Genomic DNA, 24,582 nt, shown 5'->3' with positions numbered 1-24,582 from the left:
GGCATGATCGCGCTGCATGATCTGCTGCAGTCTGTGCGCACGGACACGACGACGCCTGTCTGCCGCGATGGTAATGCCGTCATCGATTTCGCAGTGTTCCGTGCGCGCGTTTTACGCATTGCAGACTCGTTGCGGGCGCAACCGTCGAAGCGTTACGCGCTGTGTGTCGACGATGCATTTGATTTTGCGTGCGCGCTTTTTGCGCTCCTTGCGTGCGACAAGGAGCCGGTGATTCCCGCGAATGCAACGCCGGGCTATCTCGCCGATCTGTCGAATGCATTCGATGCCGTATTGACCGACGACGGCCTGCGTACGCTGATCACTGATGCTGCACCGGCAGAAAGCGTGCAGACCGCGACGATCTCTCCCGATGCGCCGCTCACGCTCTACACGTCGGGCAGCAGCGGCACGCCCAAGCCGATCCACAAGACGCTCGCGCAGTTCAACGCCGAGGTGCACACGCTCGAAACGCAATGGGGCGCGCTGGTGGGCGATGCGACGGTGCTGGCGAGCGTTCCGCATCATCACATCTACGGGCTGCTGTTTCGCGTGCTGTGGCCGCTCGCCGCTGGCCGCGCGTTCGATCGTACGGTCAGCATCGATCCCCTGCAGCTCCAGGAGCGGATCAACCAATGCGGCGCAGCGGCGGTGCTGGTATCGACACCGGCGCAACTGTCACGCTGGCCTTCGCTGGCGGGCTTCGCGACGCTCGCACCCGTGCCGCGCGCGATTTTCTCGTCGGGCGGTCCGCTCGCGCTGGATACCGCGCGTGACTATGCCGCTGCCTTCGGCGCGGCGCCGATCGAGATTTACGGTAGCACCGAGACCGGCGGCATCGCATGGCGGCAGCAGAACGCATCGGAGGCGTGGCAGCCGATGGCCGGCATCGAAGTGCGCCGCGATGAAGACGGCGCGCTCAACGTGCGTTCACCGCATCTCGGTCACGACGGCTGGCATCGCACCGACGACGCCATTACCTTCGATGACGATGGCCGCTTCCGTCTGCGCGGCCGGCTCGATCGCGTGATCAAGCTCGAGGGCAAGCGCGTCTCGCTGCCTGAACTCGAAGCGCGGCTTGCGGTGCATCCCTATGTCGCGCAGGCGGCGGTCGTGCCGCTGGCGGGCGTGTCGCGTCAACGTGTCGGCGCGCTCGTCGCGCTGACCGACGCGGGTAGCCAGGCGCTACGCAGCGAAGGACGCCTGCTGCTCGCGAAGACCTTGCGGCGCCATCTCGCGGCGTGGTTCGATGTGGTCGTCCTGCCGCGTCACTGGCGTTTTCGCAGCGCGTTGCCGTTCGATGCGCGTGGCAAGCTGCCGGCCACTGCCATTGCCGCGGCGTTCGACGCGCGCGCCGACGGCGTCGAAGTGCTTGCCGAAGCGCGCAATGGCGACGAGGTGCGTTACGACCTGCGCGTACCGCCGGCACTCGTGCACTTCGCCGGACACTTTCCTGGTTTGCCCATCCTGCCGGGCGTCGTACAGGTCGACTGGGCGGTTCGTTTTGCGGCGGAACATGTCGCTGGCGCGCGCGCGATCGCGTCGATCGACCGGCTGAAGTTCATGATGCCCGTGCCGCCCGGTGCGATGCTGAGCCTGACGCTGGCTCACGACGCAACACGTCGGCGCGTGCAGTTTGCGTACCGGCTCGGCGAGCGCGACTGCGCGTCGGGCGTGATCGTCTATCGGGAGCGCGTATGAGCTTCGCGCCCTGTATCGTCATTCCGATTTACAACCACAAGGATGCGATCGGCTCGACCGTCGCGCATCTGGTTGTGCACGGTCTGCCGGTTTTCGTCGTCGACGATGGCAGTGATGAAGCGACGCAGCGCGTACTCACCGCACTCGCTGAACAGCACGCAGGGCAAATGACGCTGTTGCGCCTGCCGGTGAATGGCGGCAAAGGCGCGGCCGTGATGGCCGGCCTGCGTGCGGCGCGCGCGGCCGGCTATACGCACGCGTTGCAGATCGACGCCGACGGGCAGCATGACGCCGCCGATGTCCCGCGCTTTCTCGACGCCGCGCGTGCCGAACCTGGTGCCGTGATTCTCGGCCGCCCGGTGTACGACGAGAGCGTGCCGAAGTCGCGTCTGTATGGCCGCTATCTGACGCATGTGTGGGTGTGGATCGAGACGCTGTCGTTCGAGATTCGCGATTCGATGTGCGGGTTTCGCCTGTATCCGCTCGACGTCGTATGTGCGTTGATCGACAGCGTCGAGCTGCCGACACGCATGGACTTCGACATCGAGATCCTCGTGCGTCTGCACTGGCGCCGTATCGCGTTTCGCGCGATCCCGACACGCGTGACCTACGCCACCGACGGCGTCTCGCACTTCGACGTGCTGTGGGACAACGTACGGATCAGCCGAAGCCATACGCGGCTCGTCGCGGGCATGCTGCTGCGTCTGCCTGTGCTGCTTGTGCACAAGGTGATGCCGGGGCGCGTGGCGCTTCCGGCCAGCGCCGACACTGCCGCAGAGAGCGCCACGGGCGAACGCCACTGGTGGCGCGTCGCAGAACGTGGCAGCCGGCTCGGCATGTCGTTGCTCGCGCTCAGCTGCAAGCTGTTTGGCATGCGCTTCACGGCATTGTGGCTGCATCCTGTCGTCGCGTATTTTCTGGTGACGGGTCGTGCAGCACGCGTTGCGTCGCATGACTATTTCGCGCATCTCGAACGCGTTTCGCCACCCGGCACAAAAACGCCGCGACCGGGCTGGGTTTCTGCCTACCGGCAAATGCTGGCGTTCGCGCAGTCCGGGCTCGACAAGCTTGCCGCATGGTCGGGCCGCGTCAATACGAAGGAGGTGCGGTTCGACGACCCGAAACCGTTCGAAGCGCTCGTCGCGAGCGGACGCGGCGCGCTCGTGATCGGCGCGCACCTCGGCAATCTGGAAATGACGCGTGCGCTGGCCGTGCGCGGCGCGCATACGAAAGTGACCGCGATCGTCTACACGGAACACGCGAAGCGCTTTAATAGCGTGCTCGCGTCGTCGAACAGCGACTTCGCGCAACGGCTGGTCGAAGTCAGCGACTTCGGGCCGGAAACGGCAATGATGATGCAGGAGCGCGTCGATGCTGGCGAACTGCTCGTGATCGTCGGCGATCGCGTGCCCGCGCACGAAGCAGGGCGCACGACCGAGGCGCAGTTTCTCGGCGCGACTGCGCCGTTTGCGCAGGGGCCGTATGTGCTCGCGCATGCACTTGGCTGCCCGGTGTATCTGTTCTTCTGTATCAAGGAGCAGTCGGGTTACCGGCTTTATTTCGAACCGTTTGCGGAGCGCATCGACCTGCCGCGCCGCGAACGTGCGCAGCATCTCGCTGCATGGGCGCAGCGCTACGCCGCGCGCCTCGAACATTTCTGTCGCAAGGCGCCTTATCAATGGTTCAATTTTTTCGATTTCTGGGCGCGGTCCCCACGGGACCTTCCTTCGGGGCGCTCCCCAAGGGAGCTTCCTCCGGTGCACCCCAGCGGAGGCGCGAATGGCCGAACATGATCTGATTGATGACGCGGCCCTGCACGCGCAACGTGATGCACGCGAAGCCGTAGTAATCGGCGGTCGCCGGTTGACGATCGAAGAAGTGGTCGCCATTGCCCAGCGTCGCGCGCCTGTCGCGTTGAGCGACGATCCGGCATGGCGTTCGCGCATCGAGCGCGGTGCGGATTTTCTGCGCAGGCATCTTGCTTCGGGCGCAACCGTGTATGGCGTCAACACGGGTTACGGCGATGCGTGCGTTGTCGACGTGCCGATGGAACTCGTCGAAGCGCTGCCGTTGCAGCTCACGCGTTACCACGGCTGCGGCATGGGTCAGTATCTCGACGATGCGCAAACGCTCGCCGTGATCGCAGCACGCCTGAATTCGCTCGCGTACGGCTTTTCGGGCGTGCGGCCTGTCCTGCTCGACCGTCTGGCGGATCTGATCAATCATCGCGTGCTGCCGCGCATTCCATCGGAAGGGTCCGTGGGCGCGAGCGGCGATCTGACGCCGCTGTCGTATGTCGCGGCCGCGCTGGTCGGCGAACGTGACGTGCTGTTCGAAGGTCGGCTACGAGACGCATCGGATGTCTGGGCGCACCTCGGCCACGCGCCGCTCAGGCTCGCGCCGAAAGAAGGCCTCGCGCTGATGAACGGCACCGCCGTCATGACGGGTCTCGCGTGTCTTGCGTTTGCGCGCGCCGATCATCTGACGCGGCTCGCCGCGCGTCTCACCGCGCTGTCGACGGTCGCGCTCGACGGCCGTGCTGCGCATTTCGACGCGCTGCTCTTCGAAGCGAAGCCGCATGCCGGTCAGGCGGAAGCCGCCGCATGGATTCGCGAAGACCTGGCTGACCGTGCCGATACGCCGGGCCATCGTTTGCAGGATCGCTATTCGATTCGCTGCGCGCCGCACGTGATCGGCGTCGCGCGGGATGCGCTGTCATGGGTGCGACGCGACATCGAGAACGAGCTGAACAGTGCAAACGACAATCCGCTGATCGATCCCGACGGTGAACGCGTGCTGCATGGCGGCAACTTCTACGGCGGACACATTGCGTTCGCGATGGATTCGCTGAAGGTGGCCGTCGCGAATCTCGCCGATCTGATGGACCGGCAACTCGCGCTGCTCGTCGACGACAAGTTCAACAATGGTTTGCCGCGCAACCTGTCGGGTGCGTCGCCGGCACGTGCGCCGATCAATCACGGCTTCAAGGCCGTGCAGATTTCGTCGTCCGCGTGGACTGCCGAAGCGCTCAAGCTGACGATGCCGGCGAGCGTCTTCTCACGTTCCACCGAGGCGCACAATCAGGACAAGGTCAGCATGGGCACGATCGCGGCGCGCGATTGTCTGCGCATCCTTGAACTGACCGAGCAGGTCGCGGCAGCGCATACGCTGGCGACGGTGCAGGCCGTGCAGCTTCGTCTGCGGATGAACGTGGCGACGCCCGTGCCCGCGCCGCTGCACGCGTTCGCTGAGCGCGTGAGCGCGCAGTCGCCGTTCGTCGACGAAGATCGCGCGCTGGAACACGATCTGCGTGCGTTGACTGCACGCATCGCGGATTGCGCATTGATCGACGGCTATCGCGGAGACCGCATCGCATGACTGGATCCAGCAAGGTGCTGAAGGCGAGCGCGACGGTCGAAGTGCCGTTCCATGACGTCGATGCGATGGACGTCTGCTGGCATGGTCACTATCTGAAGTACTTCGAGATCGGCCGCGCCGCGCTGTTGCGTGCGTTCGACTACGACTATCCCGAGATGCGCGCGTCCGGTTACCTGTGGCCGATTGTCGAGGCGCATCTGAAATACGTGCGTCCGGCAACATACGGTCAGCGGATCGACGTGCGCACCGAACTGCTCGAATACGAGAATCGCCTGAAGATCGGCTACGAGATCGTCGACACCGCGACGGGCAAGCGTCTGACGAAGGGCTACACGATTCAGGTCGCCGTCGACGCGGCGACGCAGGAACTGCAGTTCGTCTCGCCGCCCGTGGTGTTCGAGAGGCTGGAGCGCGTATGGTCACGTTGACGCTTCGCGCGTGCGTATGTGCAGCGATGGTCGCGCTGGCGCTGCCCGCGTTGGCCGCGACTGCGCAGCAGACAGCACCGGCAAACGACACGCAACGGGTCCAGCAGATCGCCGGCCAGCTCGCGCAGGCGAAGGGTATCCGCGCGCAGTTCACGCAGACGCAGACGTTATCCGCGATGAACAAACCGCTCGTCAGCACCGGCTCGCTCGTGTTTTTCCGCGAGCGCGGCGTGATCTGGCAGATCGATACGCCGTATAAAGCGACGTACGTCATAACCGATGCGGGGGTCACGCAGGTCGATGCGAACGGAAAGCCCGTCACGACACATCGCCAGCCCCAGGGCGCACGCAGTGTCGCGCAGGTGTCGAAGATGATGCGCGCGATGCTCGGTGGCGATCTGTCCGCGCTGTACTCGCAGTTCGACGTGAAGGCCGACGGCACGCCTGCGCAATGGCACATGCAACTGACGCCGAACCAGCCGCAGATCGCGCAGGCCGTCAAGGGCCTGCAGATGGAAGGCGGCGATTATCTGAAGACACTGCGCATTACGCTTGCCAACGGCGACGTCACGCAGATCGAGTTCGCGAACAGCAAGGCCGTGGACGCACTTCAACCGGCCGAACTCACGTTGCTGGGAGCGAAGTAATGCACGTGCTGGAGCAACGCGCAGCACGGCATACATGGGGCATACGCGCCGCGTGGCTGCTGCTTGCCGTTGTCGTGTCGCTGTATTGCGGATGGCGTTTTACGGCCGGCTCGCCGTTACAGACGAATCTGCTCGCGCTGCTTCCCGCCACGGAAGCAGACCCTGTCGCTGAAAAGGCCGTCGATACGCTCGCGACCGCGCTCGGCGATCGCACTGTGCTTCTGGTCACCTCTAACGATGCGGCGCATGCGAAGGCCGCCGCGAAACAGCTTGGCGCGACGCTATCGAAAAGCGGCGCGTTCGCTTCCGTGATCGCGGAAGTGCCGCCGTTCGATACGAGTCAGGTCGCGCGGCTCTATCTGCCGTACCGATTCAACCTGCTTGCACCGGATGACCGCGCTGCGCTCGCCAGCGGTTCAGTCTCGTTGCACGACGCGCTTGCGCAGCGTCTGTACAGCCCGATGCAAGGTGGTCTGTCGACGCCAGTCGCCGACGATCCATTCGGTTGGCTCCAACACTGGATGGCGAACCTGCCGCTCGCAACATCGAACCTGGAAATCGAAGACAGTCTGCTGGTGACGCATCGCGGCGCGGCGACAAGCGTGCTGATCATCGCGACACTCCCGGGTTCCGCCTATGAATCGAAGACGCAGCATGCGGTGATCGACGCTGTCGCGAACGGCGAAACGTCGCTGAAACAGGCGTACCCCGACGTGACGCTCGCGCGCACGGGCGCGGTGTTCTACGCGGAGTCCGCGCGCGCCGCATCGGAACGCGAAGTGCATCTGATCGGCGTGGCATCGGTATGCGGCATTGCGTTGCTGATGTTGTGGGTGTTCCGCTCGCCGCGGCTGTTGCTGCTGGGTTTTGTGTCGACGGCGCTCGGCGTTGTCTGCGCGCTGGCCGTGACGATGCTGGTGTTCGGCAAGCTGCACCTGCTGACGCTCGTGTTCGGCGCGAGCCTGATCGGTGAAGCCGTCGATTATTCGATCCAGTACTTCGTCGTGTATCTCGGCGGTCAGCGTGACTGGGAGCCGCACCGCGGCGCGCGCGAAGTCCGTCCCGCATTGAGCGTTGCGCTTGCGACGAGCCTGCTCGGTTACGCCATCCTCGCGTGGGTGCCGTTTCCGGCACTCAAGCAGATCGCCTGCTTTGCGATTGCGGGCATCTGCACGGCATTTGCGTCCGTGCTGTGGCTGCTGCCTGCCTTGCTGGTTCGCGCGCCGAAACGCAGTCCGCAGCGGCTGTTCAGCGGCGCTGCCACGCTGCTCGGCCGATGGCAGGCGACGATCGGCGGCCGACGCGCATGGGGCGTGGCGGCGTTGCTGGTGATCGTCGCGATACCAGGCTGGCTGCGTGTCACTAGCGACGACGACATTCATCTGCTGATCCAGCGTGATCCCGCGCTCGTCGCGCAGGAGCAGAAGGTGGGCGATGCGATTGGCGTCGACAACAGTGCGCAGTTCTTTGTCGTGCGAGGCGAGACGCCTGAGATTGTGTTGCAGCGCGCGGAAGCGCTCGGCACACGGCTCGATGCGTTGACGGGCAAGCTGAAAACGAACGGCTGGCAATCGGTGACGTCGTTCGTGCCTTCGGCAAAACGTCAGATGGAAGATCACGCGCTGCTCGCGCAGCATGTGTTTAACGATCCCTCCGCACGCCGTGCGATGCTGGTAGAAACGGGCTTTCGCGACGAGGTCGCCGATGCGTGGCTAACGGCGTACGCACAGTCCGGAAAATCCGTGCTGACGGTTGATCAATGGCTCGCTGCGCCCTGGTCGCAACCTTACCGGCATCTCTGGCTCGGCGAGGTGGATGCCGCGTCGCACGGTTATGCCGCTGTCGTGATCCCGCAAGGTGTGACGCCCGACAACCAGCCTACGCTGATCGCGACCGCACGCGCGTTGCCCGGCGTCGTGTTCGTCGACAAGGCGGCAAGCGTGTCGACGCTGTTCGGCGCGTATCGTGTCGATAGCGGGATCTGGCTCGCGGGCGCACTGGTGCTGGTGATGGCATTGCTGATGGTGCGCTACGGGTCGCGCGGCGGCATCATGGTGACGTTGCCCGTTTTGCTCGCCGTCGGCGTGACGCTCGCGGTGTTCGGCTACGCACATGTGCCGCTCAATCTCTTCAACTGGCTCGCGTTGATGCTCGTACTCGGCGTCGGCGCAAACTATGCTGTGTTTCTGCGCGAAGGGTGCATGCGCGCGCCGCATGAACTCGGCGCGGTATGGACCGGCGTGCTGCTCTCGGCGTCGACGACGTTGCTGTCGTTCGGTCTGCTCGGGTTGAGCGGAATGCCCGCGCTGAAAAGTTTCGGCGCCACGCTGGCGTCAGGCATTGCCGTGTCGGTGCTGCTTGCGCCGATTGGCATGCCATCACCGAATGGAAGGAGGGCAGCATGAGCGCGCCACGAGTTTACTTACATGCCCTCGGCATGATCAACGCGCTTGGCGACGATCTCGACGCAATCGTGCCGGCGCTTGCCGCGAGCAATGCGCCCGGTATGGGCGTCGCGCACATGGGCATCGGCGACGCGTTTGTCGGCCGCGTGACCGGGTCGCTCGACATTGCGCCGCCGGCATCGCTGGCACGTTACGACTGCCGCAACAACCGCCTGCTGCTCGCGGCACTCAAACAGATCGAACCCGCGGTCGAGGCTGCGCGCGCGCGGTATGGCGCGGGCCGGATTGGCGTCGTACTCGGTACAAGCACGTCGGGCATCGACGCCGCCGAAACCGCGTTCGTCCACCAGGCGCAGGCGGGCGAACTGCCGGCGAACTTCAACTACCGGCAGATGGAGATCGGTACCGTCGCGCCGTTTGCCGCGGCCGCGCTTGGTATTCGCGGACCGGCGTTCACCATTTCTACCGCGTGCACATCGAGTGCCAAGGCGTTTGTGTCCGCACGAAGGTTGTTGCAGTTGCAACTATGCGATGCGGTGATCGTCGGCGGCGTCGATTCGTTGTGCGAGTTGACCGTCCAGGGTTTCGCTTCGCTCGAATCGACCAGCAATGCCCGCACCAATCCGATGAGCCGCAACCGTAACGGTATCAACGTCGGCGAAGGCGCGGCTGTGTTCCTGATGAGCCGCGACGAGGGTCCGGTGAGGCTCGCAGGCGCGGGCGAATCGAGCGACGCGCATCATATCTCCGCACCGGACCCGAAAGGCGTCGGCGGCGAGATGGCATTGCGCGAGGCGCTGGCCGATGCGGGTCTGGAACCGTCGGCGATCGGTTATGTGAATCTGCATGCCACCGCCACGCGCAAGAACGACGAGATGGAAGCGCGTTTGATGTCACGCGTGTTCGCAGACGGCGTCGCGACAAGCGGCACAAAACCCCTGACGGGCCATCAACTCGGCGCGGCGGGCGCGACCGAACTCGGCTTTGCGTGGCTGACGCTCGCACGCGATGACGTCGCGATGCCGAAGCATGTGTGGGACGGCGAGGCCGACGCTGAGTTGCCGGCGCTCGATCTCGTCGATAGCGAACGCTTCCTTCCGGGAGCATCGGGCCCGCAGCACGTGATGAGCAATTCGTTTGCCTTCGGCGGCAGCAACGTCAGCCTGATTCTTGGACGGTGACGCACGCGATGAATACCTCAACCGACAGCCGCGCCGTGCACGTCGAACCTGACGCCAGTGCTGCGTTTGGACCGATCGAGACGATCCTGCCGCATCGCGGCACGATGCTCCTGGTCGATGCAGTGCTGACGTGCACGGACGACACGCTTACCGCAGAAGCGCGCGTCCGCAGCGACGCGTGGTATTCAGACGACGAAGGCGCGATGCCCGCATGGATCGGCATCGAACTGATGGCGCAGGCGATTGCCGCGCACATCGCGCTGCTCGCGATGCGCGCGGGCGGCCGGGCGCGGCCCGGCGTGCTGCTTGGATCACGCAGCTATACGACGCTGCTGCCGGCGTTCCCGGCCGGCGCGCGCCTCACGATCGAAGCGAAAGAACTGCTGCGCAGCGAGGAAGGTCACGGCGCCTACGAATGCGCGATCGATCACGACGGCGTGCGCTGCGCCGAGGCCGTGGTCAAGGTATTTCAGCCGACCGATTTTCAGACATTCATCGAAGGGATCAGTTCATGAGCCGGCGTGTTCTCGTAACCGGTGCAAGCCGCGGTATCGGCCGCGCGATTGCCTATCAACTGGCCGCCGACGGCTTCACGGTGTCCGTGCATTGCCGCACCGGCCGCAGCGAGGCCGAAGCGGTGACGGCCGGCATCGCCGCGCAGGGCGGCACTGCGCGCGTGCTGCAGTTCGACGTGCGCGACCGGAAAGCCTGCCGCGATGTGCTCGAAGCCGATGTCGGCGCGTATGGTCCGTACTACGGCATCGTGTGCAGCGCGGGCGTGACGCGCGACGCTGCGTTCCCTGCACTCACCGAAGAAGACTGGGACATCGTCATCGAAACGGGTCTCGACTCGTTCTACAACGTCGTGCATCCGCTGACGATGCCGATGGTCCGCGCGAAGAAGGGTGGCCGGATCGTCACGATCGCCTCCGTTTCGGGAATCATGGGCAATCGTGGTCAGGTGAACTACAGCGCGGCGAAAGCCGGCCTGATCGGCGCCAGCAAGGCGCTCGCGGTCGAACTCGCATCGCGCGGCATCACGGTGAACTGCGTCGCACCCGGTCTGATCGAAACCGGCATGCTCGACGACATGCCGCTCGAACACGCCTTGAAAACGGTGCCGATGAATCGCGTCGGCCAGCCGGCTGAAGTCGCATCGGTGGTGAGCTTCCTGATGTCGGATGCAGCGTCGTACGTGACGCGGCAGGTCATCGGCGTGAACGGCGGGATGGTGTGATGAAGCGCGTCGTCATCACCGGCATGGGCGGCGTCACGGCATTCGGCAGCGATTGGCACGACATCGAGGCAAAGCTGCGAAGCGGACGCAACGCGGTACGACGCATGCCGGAATGGGATTACTTCGAGTCGCTCCATACGCGGCTCGCGTGTCCGCTGCCGGAATTCACGTTGCCGTCGCACTATCCGCGCAAGAAGACGCGTTCGATGGGTCCCGTTTCGATGTACTCCGTGCGAGCGAGCGAGCTTGCGCTGACCGACGCAGGTCTCATCGACGATCCAGCGATCAGCGATGGACGGATGGGCGTTGCATATGGCTCGTCGTCCGGATCGGTGCAGCCGATCCGCGCGTTCGGCAGCATGCTCGAAACCGGCTCGATGGGCAACGTCACATCGAATAGCTACGTGCAGATGATGCCGCATACGACAGCGGTGAATGTCGGCCTGTTCTGGGATCTGAAAGGCCGCATCGTGCCGACGTCGTGCGCCTGCGCATCCGGCAGCCAGGCGATCGGCTACGCGTACGAAACCATCGCCACCGGCAAGCAGACGTTGATGCTCGCGGGCGGCGCGGAAGAACTGTCAGGTCCGGCGGTCGCCGTGTTCGACACGCTTTACGCGACGAGCACGCGCAACGACGAGCCGCATCTGACGCCGCGTCCGTTCGACGTCGCGCGCGATGGCCTGGTGGTCGGGGAGGGTGCGGCGACGCTCGTGCTCGAAGAGTATGAGCATGCAGTTGCGCGGGGTGCGCGCATTCACGCGGAGATCGTCGGCTTCGGCTGCAACTCCGACGGCGCGCACATGACGCAACCCACTGCGGCGACGATGGCGCTCGCGATGCAGCTCGCGCTTCAGGATGCGCAACTTCCGCCCGAAGCGATTGCGTACGTGAACGCACACGGCACATCGACCGACCGCGGCGACATCGCGGAAAGTTATGCGACCGCGCAGACATTCGGCGCACATATGCCCATCAGTTCGCTGAAGAGCTATGTCGGTCACACGCTCGGCGCATGTGGCGCGCTCGAAGCGTGGTGGACGATCGAGATGATGAAGCGCAACTGGTATGCGCCGACACTCAATCTGACCGATATCGATCCCGCCTGCGCGCCGCTCGACTACATCATGGGCGAAGGCCGGACGATCGACGCCGAGCATGTGATGAGCAATAACTTCGCGTTCGGCGGCATCAATACGTCGCTGATTTTCAGGCGCGTACGGTGAGCGTGATGGCAAAGCGCGACATGCAGCGCGTCGTCGTGACCGGCATGGGCATCGTGTCGTGTCTGGGCAATGAACTCGATGACGTGTCCCGCGCGTTGCGCGCAGGGCGGGGCGGCATCACGCGCATCGACGCATGGCGCAAGCGTGGTTTTGGCAGTCAGGTCGCAGGCGTTGCTGGCGTCGCCAGTGAGACGCCGTTCGATCGCAAGCTCGAACGCTTCATGGGCGACACCGCGCGCTTTGCGGCGCACGCGGCGCGCAAGGCGATCGACGATGCCGCGCTCGATTTCAATGCCTTGCGTTCGCCGCGTGCGGGCGCGGTGATCGGTTCTGGCGTCGGCACGATGTCGACGTACGACGCGGCGATGGCGATCGCGAATACGCGCGGCATCGAGAAGACGCCGCCGTATACCGTGCCGCAGGCGATGAGCAGCACCGCGTCGGCGAACGTCGCGCAGGTGTTCGGTATCGAAGGCGTGACGTATTCGCCTTCGTCCGCGTGCACGACATCGTCGCTGGCGATCGGGCAGGCGATGCAGTTGATCCAGACCGGCCGTCAGGACATCGTGCTTGCGGGCGGCAGCGAATCGCTGCACGACAACATGACGCTGTTGTTCGACGCGATGGGTGCGTTGTCGCGGCGCTTCAACGATACGCCCGCGAGCGCATCGCGTCCGTACGACGTCGCGCGCGACGGATTCGTGATGGCGTCGGGAGGCGGTGTGCTGGTGCTCGAATCGCTGGAGCATGCGCTCGCGCGCGGCGCGCGCATCCATGCTGAACTGACCGGTTTTGGCCATTGCACTGACGGCGCGGGCATGGTCACGCCGCACGCCGGCGGCATCGCCCGCGCGATGCGCGAGGCGCTCGATGAATCGGGCGCGCGTCCCGACTACATCAACACGCATGCGCCTTCGACGCCGCGCGGCGACGCCGAAGAACTGCTCGCGCTACAGGCGGTATTCGGCGAGGAAGTCCCGGCGTTTTCGTCGACGAAAGGATTGACCGGCCATCCGCTTGGCGCGTGCGGTGCGCACGAAGCGATCTACGCGATGCTGATGATGCGCGACGGTTTCATCGCCGGGACGACAGGCATCGAAACTGCCGATCCTGCGCTGGATCTTGACCGGTTGCCACTTGTGCGCGAATCGCGTGATGCGACGATCGAAACGGCGATGTCAGTTTCATTCGGGTTCGGCGGCAGTTGCGCGAGCCTGATGTTGAGCGCCTGGAAAGGCGCGTGATGCTGTCGTACTCGAAGCCACCTGATCAACGGTGAAAAAGACGATAAACGGCAATTGATGTTTGCTGAGCTGAAGTGGCGGCGCGGCATTCGCCGTGCCGCCACTCCGGTGTTGCGTTAAGACGTCCTGGCCGCCGCCACGTTGACGAGCGTTTCGCGACGTTTGCCGGGTTGCGGACGATGCAGGCCGAGCCGTTCGAGGAGACCGAAATCTTTAGCGCGGCTCCACCAGAGGTAGGGCAGTGAGACGTTGCGTTCGCTGAACGCGAAGCCGGCGTCGCGGATCATGTCGAGGTATCCGTTGGCACTTTTCTGCACGTGCATCGGATGACGGAACAGCAGACGGATCACCCATGACTTGATGTAAGCATCGGTCGATTCGGCGAACAGCAGGACGCCGCCGGGTTTCAGCACGCGACGGAATTCGGCCAGCGCGCGTCCCTGCTCGACGAGGTGATGGAACGTCTGATGGCAGAACACGATGTCGGCGCTGGCGTCGGGCAGCGGCAGCTGTGCGCAGTCGCCATGCATGACGTCGACGGTGGTGTTCGGTGCACAGCCGCCGGCCGCGTTTTCGGCGAGCACAAGCGATGGCTCATGGAAGTCGATGCCGACGATGCGTGACGGGTTGAACGCTTCGGCCAGCAGGCGAAACGAAATACCCTGGCCGCATCCGGTATCGACGATAACCGGTGCGGTGGGCAGGGGCGTGTCGATCAGACGTTTGAGGTCATTGATCGCGACGCGCAGGACGTGGTGTTCCCACGTATGGGTACGCAGGAACCAGATGCCAAAGGCCGTTTCCGGCACGAAAGGCACGCGGTATGTTTCAGATGGCGACATGTGGTCTCCGTCGCGGTGTTGTTGTTTATTGACTGATCTGCGCGCCATTGTAATGGCAAGTCGATGCAGCGGGATGGGATGACAAAAAGATGAAACTGTCGCTCGGGGGCAAGTCGAGGACAACCAGAAGAGGGTCGTTTTGAACACGAATACAGGTACGACAACGGGCGATGGGGTCGACGTCGCCATCATCGGTGCGGGGCCTTCGGGTGCCGTTGCGGCTGCGCTGCTGAGGAAGGCCGGGCGTTCGGTGCTTGTGCTCGAGCGCCAGCATTTCCCGCGGTTTTCGATTGGCGAGAGCCTGTTGCCGCAGAGCATGGCGTACCTCGAAGAGGCGGGCATGTTGCAGGCCGTGGTCGAGGCCGGGTTCCAGTACAAGAACGGCGCGCACTTTATCGCGGGCGACAGGGCGTCGGCCTTCGACTTCCGTGACAAACACACGCCGGGCTGGGGCACGACCTATCAGGTTGAGCGCGCAACGTTCGATAACCTGTTGATTCGCTGCGCGGCGGAGCAGGGTGCGGAGGTCCGTTTCGGACACACGGTGCGCGCAATGCAGACGGGCGAAGCGCCGGTGCTCGACGTCGAAGACGAAGCGGGCAATGCGTACAAGGTGCATGCGCGGTTTGTGCTCGACGCGAGCGGGTTTGGGCGTGTCCTGCCGCGGCTGTTGAATCTTGAAACGCCGTCGCGGATGCCGGCGCGCGCGGCGATTTTCACGCACGTACTTGACGGGATTCCGTTTGGCACGACGGACCGCAACAAGATCACGGTTGCTGTTCATCCTGAACGGCGGGACGTGTGGTATTGGATGATTCCGCTTGCGGGCGGACGGTCTTCAGTGGGATGTGTGGCGGATGCTGGCTTCCTCGACATGCCTGAGGACGCGCGCGACGCGCGGTTGCGTGAGCTGCTGATGCAGGAGCCTACGCTGGCGCGACTGATTGGTCGTGCGCCGTTTTTGATGCCTGTGCGGCATATTGGCGGGTACTCGGCTAACGTCGAGCGCTTGCACGGGGCCGGGTATGCGTTACTGGGCAATGCCGGGGAGTTTCTTGATCCGGTGTTTTCTTCTGGCGTGACGATTGCGGTGCGGTCAGCGCATCTCGCTGTGCAGGTTTTGTTGCGGGCTTTTGCGGGTGAGGCTGTCGACTGGCAGGCTCAGTATGATGTGCCCTTGCGCCGGGGGATTGATACGTTTCGGGCTTTCGTCGAGCGGTGGTATACCGGCGAGTTGCAGGAAATTATTTTTTATCCTCATCAGACGGATTCGATCCGGAGGATGATTGGCTCGGTTCTCGCTGGGTATGCCTGGGATGAGAGTAATCCTTATGTTGCGGATCCAGTGCGGCGGTTAAATGCGCTGCATGCGGTTTGTTCCCAAACCTAGGGTTTTGGGGTTTTCTTTGTTCTGGTTTTCGTTGGCCTTTTCCTTGGCCTTTCCTTGTATTCATGTCGGTCTATTTGCGTCGCCCCTGTGCGGGGCGGCACCTACTTTTCTTTGTCCTTGCCAAAGAAAAGTAGGCAAAAGAAAGGCGCCGAAAACTCTGCCGCTCCGGGTTGTGTGACATACGGGGAACGGCACCCCATGAAGTGTCGCCCTCGCACTTCACCGGCTATGGGTCCGCGCACGATCTGATCCCCCGTACAGTGCCGCCCGTGACACAGGGCTCATTCATCCGACTCCGCACTTCGTGCGTCGCCGTGAGGCATAACCTTCCCGCTCCCGTCGTCGCGCCGGGATATTCGCGTGTCTGGTTGAGGCCGGCGTAGTAACTTGCTTGTTGATGTGGGGATTGGGGTTGTTGGCGCGGGCTTGCCGAGTTTCGGCGACGGACTGTGCAGCCACTGCTGGACTAATGCGAACAGGCTCAATCGTTATTCAAACGTGCGCAAACCGCGGGGGGCGGACCGATCCGCGACGCACGTAGTGCGAAGTGGGGTGGATGACTGCCTTGTCACATGCGTGACTCACGCGCGGGATCAGATCGTGCGCGGACCCATGCCGTGTGAAATGCGAGGGAGACACTTCATGGGGTGCCGTTCCCCGTGTGTCACACAGCCCGGAACGGACGAGTTTTCGGCGCCTTTCTTTTGCCTACTTTTCTTTGGCAAGGACAAAGAAAAGTAGGTGCCGCCCCGCACAGGGGCGACGCCAATAGACCGACATGAATACAAGGAAAGGCCAACAAAAGGCTCAAAACGGGCAGGAAGAAGCGCCAGTCGGCAAGGACGCCCCGAAGGAAGTCCCCTTGGGGGCAAAGAAAATGCCGCCCCGCACAGGGGCAACGCTAATAGACCGACATGAACACAAAGAAAGGCCAACAAAAAAAACCTTAAGCAGCGACGCAAGGAGCGCCCTGAGCGCGCTGAACCCCCCTCTGATGCACCCGCCGCCCAGCCGAATAAGTCTCAAACACAGCCCGATCATCGCCCAGCAGGGCAAACGAGAACAACAACTCCTCAAGCGTCTCACACCGCGCGTTCCGCCGCGCCAGCAACGGCGTCCCCGCCGGATCAAGCACAACAAAATCCGCCTCAGACCCGACAGCCAGCGTCCCAACCTTATCGCCAAGATCAAGCGCCTCAGCCGCGCCAGCGGTCGCCAGCCAGAACATCCGCGTAGCGGTCAAATGATGCCCGTTCAACCGCGCAACCTTGTGCGCCTCGTTCATCGTCTGCAACATCGAGAACGAAGTGCCGCCACCGACATCGGTCGCCAGCGCCACCGGCATGCCCGCTTCAGCCGCCTTGTCGAAATCGAACAGCCCGCTGCCGAGAAACAGATTCGACGTCGGACAATGCGACGCCACCGCGCCCGTCTCAGCCATCCGTCGACGATCTTCTTCGTCAAGATAAATGCAGTGCCCATACACCGCGCGACGACGCAGCAGCCCGTAATGATCGTAGATGTCCAGATAGCTGCGATGACCCGGGAACAGATCGGCCACCCATTTCACTTCGTCGGTATTCTCCGCGACGTGGCTCTGGATAAACACGTCCTGATGCTCACGTGCAAGCACGCCGCATGCTTCGAGTTGCGCTTCGGTCGACGTCGGCGCAAAGCGCGGTGTCAACGCATACATCTGCCGTCCGCGGTTGTGCCAGCGGCCGATCAGCTCCGCGCTGTCGTCATAACCGGATTGCGCCGTGTCACGCAAAAACGCCGGACAGTTACGATCCATCAACACCTTGCCCGCCACCATCCGCAGATTGCGCGCTTCGCTTTCGGCAAAGAGGGCATCCGCCGATTCCTTGTGCACCGTGCAGTAGACGAGCGCTGTCGTCGTGCCGCATGAAAGCAGCTCGTCGACGAAAAAGCGCGCGGTATCGCGTGCGTACGCCGGATCCGCGAAGCGGCGCTCGGTCGGAAACGTGTACGTGTCCAGCCACGGCAAAAGACCCGGCGCCGGCGACGCGATCATGTCCGTCTGCGGATAGTGAATGTGCGTGTCGATGAAACCCGGCACGATCAGCTTGTCGCGCATCCCGGTGACCTGCGTACCCGGCGCGAGCTGCTTCGATAGCGCCGCATACGCGCCGCTCGCCACCACACGACCGTCCTCGACGATCAGAAGACCGTCTTCGTTGAAGACGGCCGCGTTGGACGATTGCGCGGGATCGCCATTGAAGGTCAGCAGTTGTGCGCGGTAAGCCGTTTGAGTCATGGGGAAAACCGTCTCCATCATAGGGAATCTAAAGTCTCATCGCTGGCTTGAATGCCAGCTTTCTTATCGGGCTGTCGAAGCGCCTCAAGCGTTCCAGTGCGCGTCGAGCTTTGCGATCATCGCGTCGCGCTCCACAGGCGTCACGAACGACGCTTCGAAGCTGTTGCGCAGAATCGTGTAGACATCGGCATCGTTGAGCTTCAATGCCTCGATGGTTGCCACGTAGTTTTCGTTGACGTAGCCGCCAAAATAAGCCGGATCATCCGAGTTCACCGTGACCGCCACGCCGCGATCGAGCAGGGCCTTCAGTGTGTGTTTCGTCAGATCGTCGAACACACACAGCTTCAGGTTCGACAGCGGGCACACGGTCAACGCGACGCGCGTGTCGGCAAGACGGGTCACCAGCGCCGGATCTTCGATGCTGCGCACGCCGTGATCGACGCGATCCACCTTCAGCAGATCGAGCGCTTCATAGATGTATGACGGCGGACCTTCCTCACCCGCGTGCGCGACGAGTTTCAGTCCCTTGTCGCGCGCCTTCGCAAACACGCGCTCGAATTTCGACGGCGGATGGCCACGTTCCGACGAATCCAGTCCGACACCAATCAGCCGATGACTGTATTGATCGAAAAGCGGCAGGGCTTCGTCGAAGGTTGCGAGCGCATCTTCTTCGGAGAGATGGCGCAGGAAGCACAGAATCAGCTTGCTGGTCAGGCCGCGCTTTTCCGCGTCGGCGAGCGCGCGTTCGATGCCTGCCACGGCCGTTGCAATCGAAACGCCGCGCTCGGTGTGCGTCTGCGGATCGAAGAAGATTTCCGTATGGATGACGTTATCGGCGAGCGCCCGTTCGGCATACGCCATCGTCATGTCGTAGAAGTCCTGCTCCTTGAGCAGCACGCTCGCGCCGGCGTAGTAGATGTCGAGGAACGATTGCAGATCGGTGAACGCATAGGCGGCGCGCAGTGCGTCGATCGACTCGTAAGCGAGCTTCACGCCATTGCGTTCAGCCAGCGCAAAAATCAGTTCGGGTTCGAGCGAGCCTTCGATGTGAATGTGCAGTTCGGCTTTAGGTGCGCCAGCAGCTTTAGTGGTGAGAGCGTAGGGTGTGTTCATGTTCTGTATTTCGCTGGTTTTATCGATGGAACGTGCTTCGCTCCAGATGTTGCTGATTCGGTCCGGAAGTATTCAAGCCGGCTGCGTCGTACTGGCATGCGCTTCGACGGCCTGCAGCAGCTGTGCCGCCGTCGAGATCGCGATGATTTCCGGCGATTTGTCGACGATGCCGTCCACGCCAAGCGGGCATTTCATCCGCGCGATCTGCGATGGATCGATGCCGCGCGCGGCAAGCCGGTGCTCGAACTGCTTGCGCTTCGAATGCGAGCCGATCATGCCGAAGAACGCAAAGTCGCCGCGAAGCAGGATGCGCTCGGCCAGCGCCAGGTCGACGCGATGGTCGTGCGTCATCACGATGAAGTACGTGTTCGGCGCGGCGCGGTCGACGGCTTCGTCAGGCGCATCGTTCGCGTCGATCGTCAGGTTCGGCGCATTGATCGTATCGGGCGGCGGAAACTGCGCGTCGCGTTCGTCGACCCAGAGCACGTGACACGGCAATGTCGCAAGTACGCGCACGAGCGCTGCGCCTACGTGTCCCGCGCCGAACAGCACGACGGCGAAGTCGCGCGGCGCGATTGTCTCGGTGAGCAGCGCGCCGCTCTCGTCGAAGCCGGCGCCGTCCCACAGCAGACAGTCGGTGCCTTCGACGCCCGGTTCCGGGTCCGACAGCATGACCGCATCCGGAGCGGGGCCGAATGATACGCTACGGACCGTCGAAAGACCGGCTGCATTGCGCTTCGCCAGCGACGTCACCCAGCCAAGATCGCCGACGTCGAGCCGCTCGAACGCGAGCACGACAGCGCCGCCGCAGCATTGTCCAAGGCTGGGACCCAGCGCGAAGCGTTCAAGACGACGCAGATGCGGCGTACGCATGCCGTCCTTCAGCACCTGACGCGCGGTCTCGATGGCTTTCCACTCGAGATGTCCACCGCCGATCGTATGCTTCGCCGAATCGCGTGTGACGATCATCTTGGTGCCGGCATCGCGCGGCGCAGAACCCTCGGCGCGCGCGACCGTCACGAGCACGACGGCGTCGCCGTGAACGAGCAGCTGTTGCAGATCGGGCAGCCAGGTTTGCATCCGTATTTCTCCATACAGGGCCGCACGGGATCGCCGTGCGGCCGGGTTTGATCATCGCAATCGTCGCAGCCGTCGCGCTTGATGTGCGCGACGGGAGCAACAAAAGTGTCAGGCTGTCGAATCGGCGGTTGCAGTCGCCGTCGCCGGCTGGGCCTGCGACGGCGCCTGCAACCGCATGGCGTCGAGCGCGTCGAGGATCGCCTCGGGCGTCGCGGGCGCACGCAATGGCGGCGCGATGTCCACATCCGGCGCGACGGCAGCAATCGCATCGCGCAACGCGAGCAGCACCGAAAACGGCAGCAGCAAAGGTGGTTCGCCGACCGCCTTCGAGCGGAACACCGTCGGCTCGGCGTTTTCGTTTTGATACAGCTTCACATTGAATGCCGCAGGCGTATCGTTGACCGCGGGAATCTTGTACGTCGAAGGCGCATGCGTCATCAGACGGCCATCGCGGTTCCACCAGAGTTCTTCGGTCGTCAACCAGCCCATGCCCTGGATGAAGCCGCCTTCGACCTGCCCGATATCGATCGCCGGATTGATCGACTGACCGACGTCGTGCAGCACATCCGCGCGCACGAGCTTCCATTCGCCCGTCAGTGTATCGACGACAACTTCCGACACGGCCGCGCCATACGCGAAATAGTAGAACGGATGGCCGGTGAGCGTTTTCGCGTCCCAGTGGACTTTCGGCGTTGTGTAGAAACCGTCGGACCACAACTGCACGCGCGCCAGATACGCGGCGTTGACGAGCTGCTCGAACGGCATCGACGCACCGTTGACGCTCACCATGCCGTCCGCAAACGTGACGTCTTCGACTGCGCCGTCCAGTTGCTGCGCGGCGATCGCAGCGAGCCGGTTGCGAATCGTGCGCGCCGCGGCTTCGGCGGCCTTGCCATTCAGATCGCTGCCGGTCGAGGCCGCTGTCGCCGACGTGTTCGCCACTTTCGATGTATCGGTGGCCGTCGAACGCACGCGCGACAACGCAACGCCGAGTTCGTTCGCGACGACCTGCGCGACCTTCGTGTTGAGCCCCTGGCCCATCTCGGTGCCGCCGTGATTGACGAGGATCGAGCCGTCCTTGTAGACGTGCACCAGCGCGCCGGCCTGATTCAGGAACGGCACGTTGAACGAGATGCCAAACTTGAGCGGCGTCATCGCGATGCCACGCTTGAGCACCGGGCTTGTCGCGTTGAACGCGGCCAGTGCGTCGCGACGCGCGCGATAGTCGCTCGTCGCGAGCAGCTCGTCGGTGAGCGGCGCGATGATGTTGTCCTCGACGCGCTGTCCATACGGCGTGACGTCGCGTTCGCCGACCCCGTAGTAGTTCGCGACCCGCACATCGACCGGATCGCACTTCAGCTGACGCGCGATGCTGTCGAGCATCACTTCCATCACGAGCGCGCCCTGCGGGCCGCCGAAGCCGCGAAACGCAGTGTTCGACTGTGTGTTCGTCCGGCAGCACAGCGCAACGATATCGACGTCGGACAGATAGTAGGCGTTGTCGAAGTGGCACACGGCGCGCGTGGCCACCGCGCCTGAAAGATCCGCCGAATATCCCGCGCGCAACGCAATTTCCACGCGCGCGCCGAGAATGCGGCCGGTATCGTCGAAGCCGGCTTCGTATTCGTAGATGGCGTCGTGACGCTTGCCTGTGATCATGAAGTCGTCGTCGCGATCGGCGCGCAGTTTCACCGCGCGTTGCAGCTTGCGTGCCGCGAGCGCCGCGACGCAGGCGAACAATGCCGACTGTGATTCCTTGCCGCCGAAACCACCGCCCATCCGCCGGCATTCGCACACGACGTTGTGCGTCGGCCAGTTGAGCATGTGCGCGACCACGTGCTGCATCTCGCTCGGATGCTGCGTCGAGCTGTACACGAGCATGCCGTCCATTTCCTTGGGCACTGCATACGCGACCTGGCCTTCGAGATAGAACTGCTCCTGCCCGCCGACTTCGAACGTGCCCGCGATGCGATGAGGCGCGGCGGCGATCTTTTCATCGGGACTGCCGCGCTTCAAATGCATTGGCGGCAGCACGAACTGCTTTCTCGCTTTCGCTTCGGCAGGCGTGAGCACGGCTTCGAGCGGCTCATAGCGGATCACGTCATCGCTTTTCGCGAGCGACGCCGCGCGCCGCGCCAGTTCATGGCTCTCGGCGACGACAGCGAAAACCGGCTGCCCGAGGTACAGCACTTCGCCATCGGCGAGAATCGGATCGTCGTGCAGGACGGGGCCGCAGTTGTTCTCTCCGGGGATATCGGCGGCCGTCAGCACCGCGATGACACCCGGCGCATTGCGCACCGCGTCGAGATCGAGCGACACGATGCGCGCATGCGCGTGACGCGACAGCCCGAGCGCCGCGTGCAGCGTGTCCTGCAGTTCGGCGATATCGTCGGTGTAGGTGGCTTCGCCGCTCACGTGCAGCGTGGCGGATTCGTGCGGCAACGCGGAGCCGATTGCGGTCGCGGCCGGCGACGTTCCGTCAGCAGTTTGCGTCATGAATGCATCGGTTTGCCTGTTCATCACAACGGCTCCCTTGCAGTGGTGGCTGCGTCGTGCGCTCCGCTCGCCTCGAATGCGAAGGCGTTCACTTCGGACAACGCGAGCGGCGCGGCGTCGCGCGTTTCCAGATAGAAGCGCCACAGCAGATTGCGCGCGACCTTCAACCGGTAGGCACTCGACGCGCGCATGTCGGTCAGCGGCTGGTAGTCGGCGGTGAGGGCGTCCATCGCGCGGCGGGCCGTCGCTTCGTCCCAGGGCGCGCCGGTGAGCGCGGCTTCGGCCTGCGCGGCGCGTTGCGGCGTCGCCGCCATGCCGCCGAACGCAACGCGTGCTTCGGTAATCGTGCCGTCGCCGTCGATCTTCAGTGCGAACGCTGCGCACACGGCCGAGATGTCCTGATCGTACCGCTTCGAGACCTTGTAGGTGCGAAAGCGCAGATCGCGCGCTGGACGCGGCACGCGGATCGCCACGACGAATTCGCCCGTTTGCAGCGCGCTCTTCTGATAGCCGAGGTAGAACGCGTCGAGCGGCAGCACGCGCGTTTTTTTGCCCTGACGCAGCACGACTTCCGCGTCGAGTGTGATGAGCGCGGGCATCGAATCGCCGATCGGCGAGCCGTTCGCGACGTTGCCGCCCAACGTGCCCGCGTTGCGGATCGGCAGCGACGCGAAGCGCGTCCAGAGTTCAGCGAGTTCGGGATAGTCGACGGCGAGCGCGGCGTAGGCGTCTTCGAGCGAGGCCGCCGCGCCGATCGTCTGCGTCTGCGCATCGCGTTCGATGGTTTTCAGTTCGGCCACGTTGCCGATGAACAGCACGTCGCCGAGATCGCGAAACTGCTTGGTCACCCACAGGCCGACATCCGTGCTCCCCGCGAGAATGCGCGCATGCGGATGCTGCGCGCACAACGCGGCGAACGCGTCGACGGTGACGGGTGCGTAGAACATCGGCGTGCCGAAATCAGCGCCGCGTGCATCGGGCGCGCTGTATTCGAAGGTGTCGTCCCGCTGGATGGCGCGCAGCGCGTCGGCGACCGTCGCGCGGTCGAACGGCACGCGCGGGTACTGCTGATAGTCGAACATTTTCTGCGCGGCTTCGACGATCGGTCGATAACCCGTGCAGCGACACAGATTGCCTGACAGGGCGGTGTTGATTTCATCGCGCGTGGGCAGGCCGGCCGCGGCAGGCTGGTTCTCGTAGAGCGCCCACATCGACATCACGAAACCCGGCGTGCAGAAGCCGCATTGAGAACCGTGGCAGTCGACCATTGCCTGCTGCACGGGATGCAGTGCACCATCGGGGCCGCGCAGGTCTTCGACGGTGAACAGCGCGCGACCATCGAGCGTCGGCAGGAACTGGATGCACGCGTTGACCGCTTTCAGCTGCAGCGCGCCCTGCGCATCGCATTCGCCGACGACGACCGTGCACGCGCCGCAGTCGCCTTCCGCGCAGCCTTCCTTGGTGCCTGTGCAATGGAGATCCTCGCGCAGATGCTGAAGCACGGTGCGCGACGCAGGCACGTCGCGCACTTCACGGACGGACCCACGGTAGAAGAAACGGATGGTGTGCGTTGTCATGGCGAATCCAGAAGACATTGCGGACCGGGCGCGCGTTACGCATGGGGTCGTGCCGTAGCCGGCCTCGCGCACGTAGATCGCCATCCATGACCGAAGATAGCACCGTCGGACGCTGGAAAGTATTCCGGCCCGATGATGCGGGATATCAGCCTGCGGTCATGCCATGTGTACGACTCGCTGCAGGCGAACAGGTTGCGTCGCGCGGAAAATCCCGGAGAGCGAGGCGGGGCGGGGAAGAGCGGCCCATGGACGGAATCCGGGCACGCCGCCGGAGGCGGAAAGCGAAACGGCCAGGGAGGCCAGGTGTTTACGCGCAGGCGGCTCGCGATGAGCGCGGCCTGCACGGGTTTCTTCGTGTCCGC

Annotated in this window: 18 protein-coding genes; 12 read left to right on the top strand and 6 right to left on the bottom strand. The window is 63.8% G+C overall.

Features of this window, described 5'->3' with window-relative positions:
• The first annotated feature begins 3 nt into the window (after positions 1–3).
• From P3T16_RS22835 to P3T16_RS22785, 11 genes are read left to right on the top strand one after another with little or no spacing between them, the layout of a single operon-like run.
• Positions 4–1,698 carry an AMP-binding protein gene (locus P3T16_RS22835; protein WP_429344056.1) on the top strand — a complete coding sequence of 565 codons (1,695 nt, stop codon included), beginning with the start codon at positions 4–6 and terminating at the stop codon, positions 1,696–1,698.
• The gene (locus P3T16_RS22830) at positions 1,695–3,491 is read left to right on the top strand and encodes a glycosyltransferase family 2 protein (RefSeq protein WP_429343974.1); all 1,797 of its coding nucleotides are present in this window, start codon (positions 1,695–1,697) and stop codon (positions 3,489–3,491) included. Before P3T16_RS22835 ends, P3T16_RS22830 begins: the two co-directional genes overlap by 4 nt.
• Positions 3,478–5,076, top strand: a complete 1,599-nt coding sequence (locus tag P3T16_RS22825; protein WP_429343973.1) for an HAL/PAL/TAL family ammonia-lyase — start codon at positions 3,478–3,480, stop codon at positions 5,074–5,076. The genes P3T16_RS22830 and P3T16_RS22825 overlap by 14 nt, the downstream gene beginning before the upstream one ends.
• A complete protein-coding gene (locus P3T16_RS22820) occupies positions 5,073–5,504 on the top strand; it encodes an acyl-CoA thioesterase (protein WP_429343972.1) in 432 nt (143 codons plus the stop codon). The genes P3T16_RS22825 and P3T16_RS22820 overlap by 4 nt, the downstream gene beginning before the upstream one ends.
• Complete coding sequence (locus P3T16_RS22815; protein ID WP_429343971.1) at positions 5,492–6,151, top strand: LolA family protein; 660 nt, start codon at positions 5,492–5,494, stop codon at positions 6,149–6,151. Before P3T16_RS22820 ends, P3T16_RS22815 begins: the two co-directional genes overlap by 13 nt.
• Complete coding sequence (locus P3T16_RS22810) at positions 6,151–8,556, top strand: MMPL family transporter (protein ID WP_429343970.1); 2,406 nt, start codon at positions 6,151–6,153, stop codon at positions 8,554–8,556. The genes P3T16_RS22815 and P3T16_RS22810 overlap by 1 nt, the downstream gene beginning before the upstream one ends.
• On the top strand, positions 8,553–9,737 hold the full coding sequence (locus tag P3T16_RS22805) for a beta-ketoacyl-[acyl-carrier-protein] synthase family protein (protein ID WP_429343969.1): 1,185 nt from the start codon (positions 8,553–8,555) through the stop codon (positions 9,735–9,737). Before P3T16_RS22810 ends, P3T16_RS22805 begins: the two co-directional genes overlap by 4 nt.
• Before the next feature lie 8 nt (positions 9,738–9,745).
• A complete protein-coding gene (locus P3T16_RS22800) occupies positions 9,746–10,252 on the top strand; it encodes a beta-hydroxyacyl-ACP dehydratase (protein ID WP_429343968.1) in 507 nt (168 codons plus the stop codon).
• Positions 10,249–10,974 (top strand): 3-ketoacyl-ACP reductase FabG2, encoded by a 726-nt coding sequence (locus P3T16_RS22795; RefSeq protein ID WP_429259664.1) that lies wholly within the window; start codon positions 10,249–10,251, stop codon positions 10,972–10,974. Before P3T16_RS22800 ends, P3T16_RS22795 begins: the two co-directional genes overlap by 4 nt.
• The gene (locus P3T16_RS22790) at positions 10,974–12,200 is read left to right on the top strand and encodes a beta-ketoacyl-ACP synthase (RefSeq protein WP_429343967.1); all 1,227 of its coding nucleotides are present in this window, start codon (positions 10,974–10,976) and stop codon (positions 12,198–12,200) included. The genes P3T16_RS22795 and P3T16_RS22790 overlap by 1 nt, the downstream gene beginning before the upstream one ends.
• Positions 12,201–12,205: 5 nt before the next feature.
• On the top strand, positions 12,206–13,444 hold the full coding sequence (locus P3T16_RS22785) for a beta-ketoacyl-[acyl-carrier-protein] synthase family protein (RefSeq protein WP_429343966.1): 1,239 nt from the start codon (positions 12,206–12,208) through the stop codon (positions 13,442–13,444).
• Between the two features lie 116 nt (positions 13,445–13,560).
• Here P3T16_RS22785 and P3T16_RS22780 read toward each other — a convergent pair whose 3' ends face one another.
• On the bottom strand, positions 13,561–14,286 hold the full coding sequence (locus P3T16_RS22780) for a class I SAM-dependent methyltransferase (RefSeq protein WP_429343965.1): 726 nt from the start codon (positions 14,284–14,286) through the stop codon (positions 13,561–13,563).
• Positions 14,287–14,425: 139 nt separating this feature from the next.
• Between P3T16_RS22780 and P3T16_RS22775 the strand changes: the two genes are divergently transcribed.
• Positions 14,426–15,676 carry an NAD(P)/FAD-dependent oxidoreductase gene (locus P3T16_RS22775; RefSeq protein ID WP_429343964.1) on the top strand — a complete coding sequence of 417 codons (1,251 nt, stop codon included), beginning with the start codon at positions 14,426–14,428 and terminating at the stop codon, positions 15,674–15,676.
• A gap of 946 nt (positions 15,677–16,622) precedes the next feature.
• On the opposite strand, the gene guaD is transcribed toward P3T16_RS22775, so the two are convergent.
• The 5 genes from guaD to xdhA all read right to left on the bottom strand — a co-directional run bounded on the left by guaD (position 16,623) and on the right by xdhA (position 24,220).
• Positions 16,623–17,954, bottom strand: a complete 1,332-nt coding sequence (gene guaD, locus P3T16_RS22770) for a guanine deaminase (RefSeq protein WP_429343963.1) — start codon at positions 17,952–17,954, stop codon at positions 16,623–16,625.
• A gap of 84 nt (positions 17,955–18,038) precedes the next feature.
• Complete coding sequence (locus P3T16_RS22765) at positions 18,039–19,067, bottom strand: adenosine deaminase (RefSeq protein ID WP_429343962.1); 1,029 nt, start codon at positions 19,065–19,067, stop codon at positions 18,039–18,041.
• 72 nt (positions 19,068–19,139) lie between these two features.
• Positions 19,140–20,147, bottom strand: a complete 1,008-nt coding sequence (gene xdhC, locus P3T16_RS22760; RefSeq protein WP_429256928.1) for a xanthine dehydrogenase accessory protein XdhC — start codon at positions 20,145–20,147, stop codon at positions 19,140–19,142.
• Between the two features lie 108 nt (positions 20,148–20,255).
• Positions 20,256–22,667, bottom strand: coding sequence for a xanthine dehydrogenase molybdopterin binding subunit (gene xdhB / locus P3T16_RS22755; RefSeq protein WP_429343961.1), 2,412 nt, complete (start codon positions 22,665–22,667; stop codon positions 20,256–20,258).
• Positions 22,667–24,220 carry a xanthine dehydrogenase small subunit gene (gene xdhA / locus P3T16_RS22750; RefSeq protein WP_429343960.1) on the bottom strand — a complete coding sequence of 518 codons (1,554 nt, stop codon included), beginning with the start codon at positions 24,218–24,220 and terminating at the stop codon, positions 22,667–22,669. The genes xdhB and xdhA overlap by 1 nt, the downstream gene beginning before the upstream one ends.
• Positions 24,221–24,582: the final 362 nt, after the last annotated feature.

Origin of the sequence: Paraburkholderia sp. GAS42 (assembly GCF_050436565.1) — a bacterium.
GTDB lineage: Bacteria > Pseudomonadota > Gammaproteobacteria > Burkholderiales > Burkholderiaceae > Paraburkholderia.
Note: the sequence above shows the minus strand (reverse complement) of the source record. Positions and strands in the feature narration are given on the sequence as shown.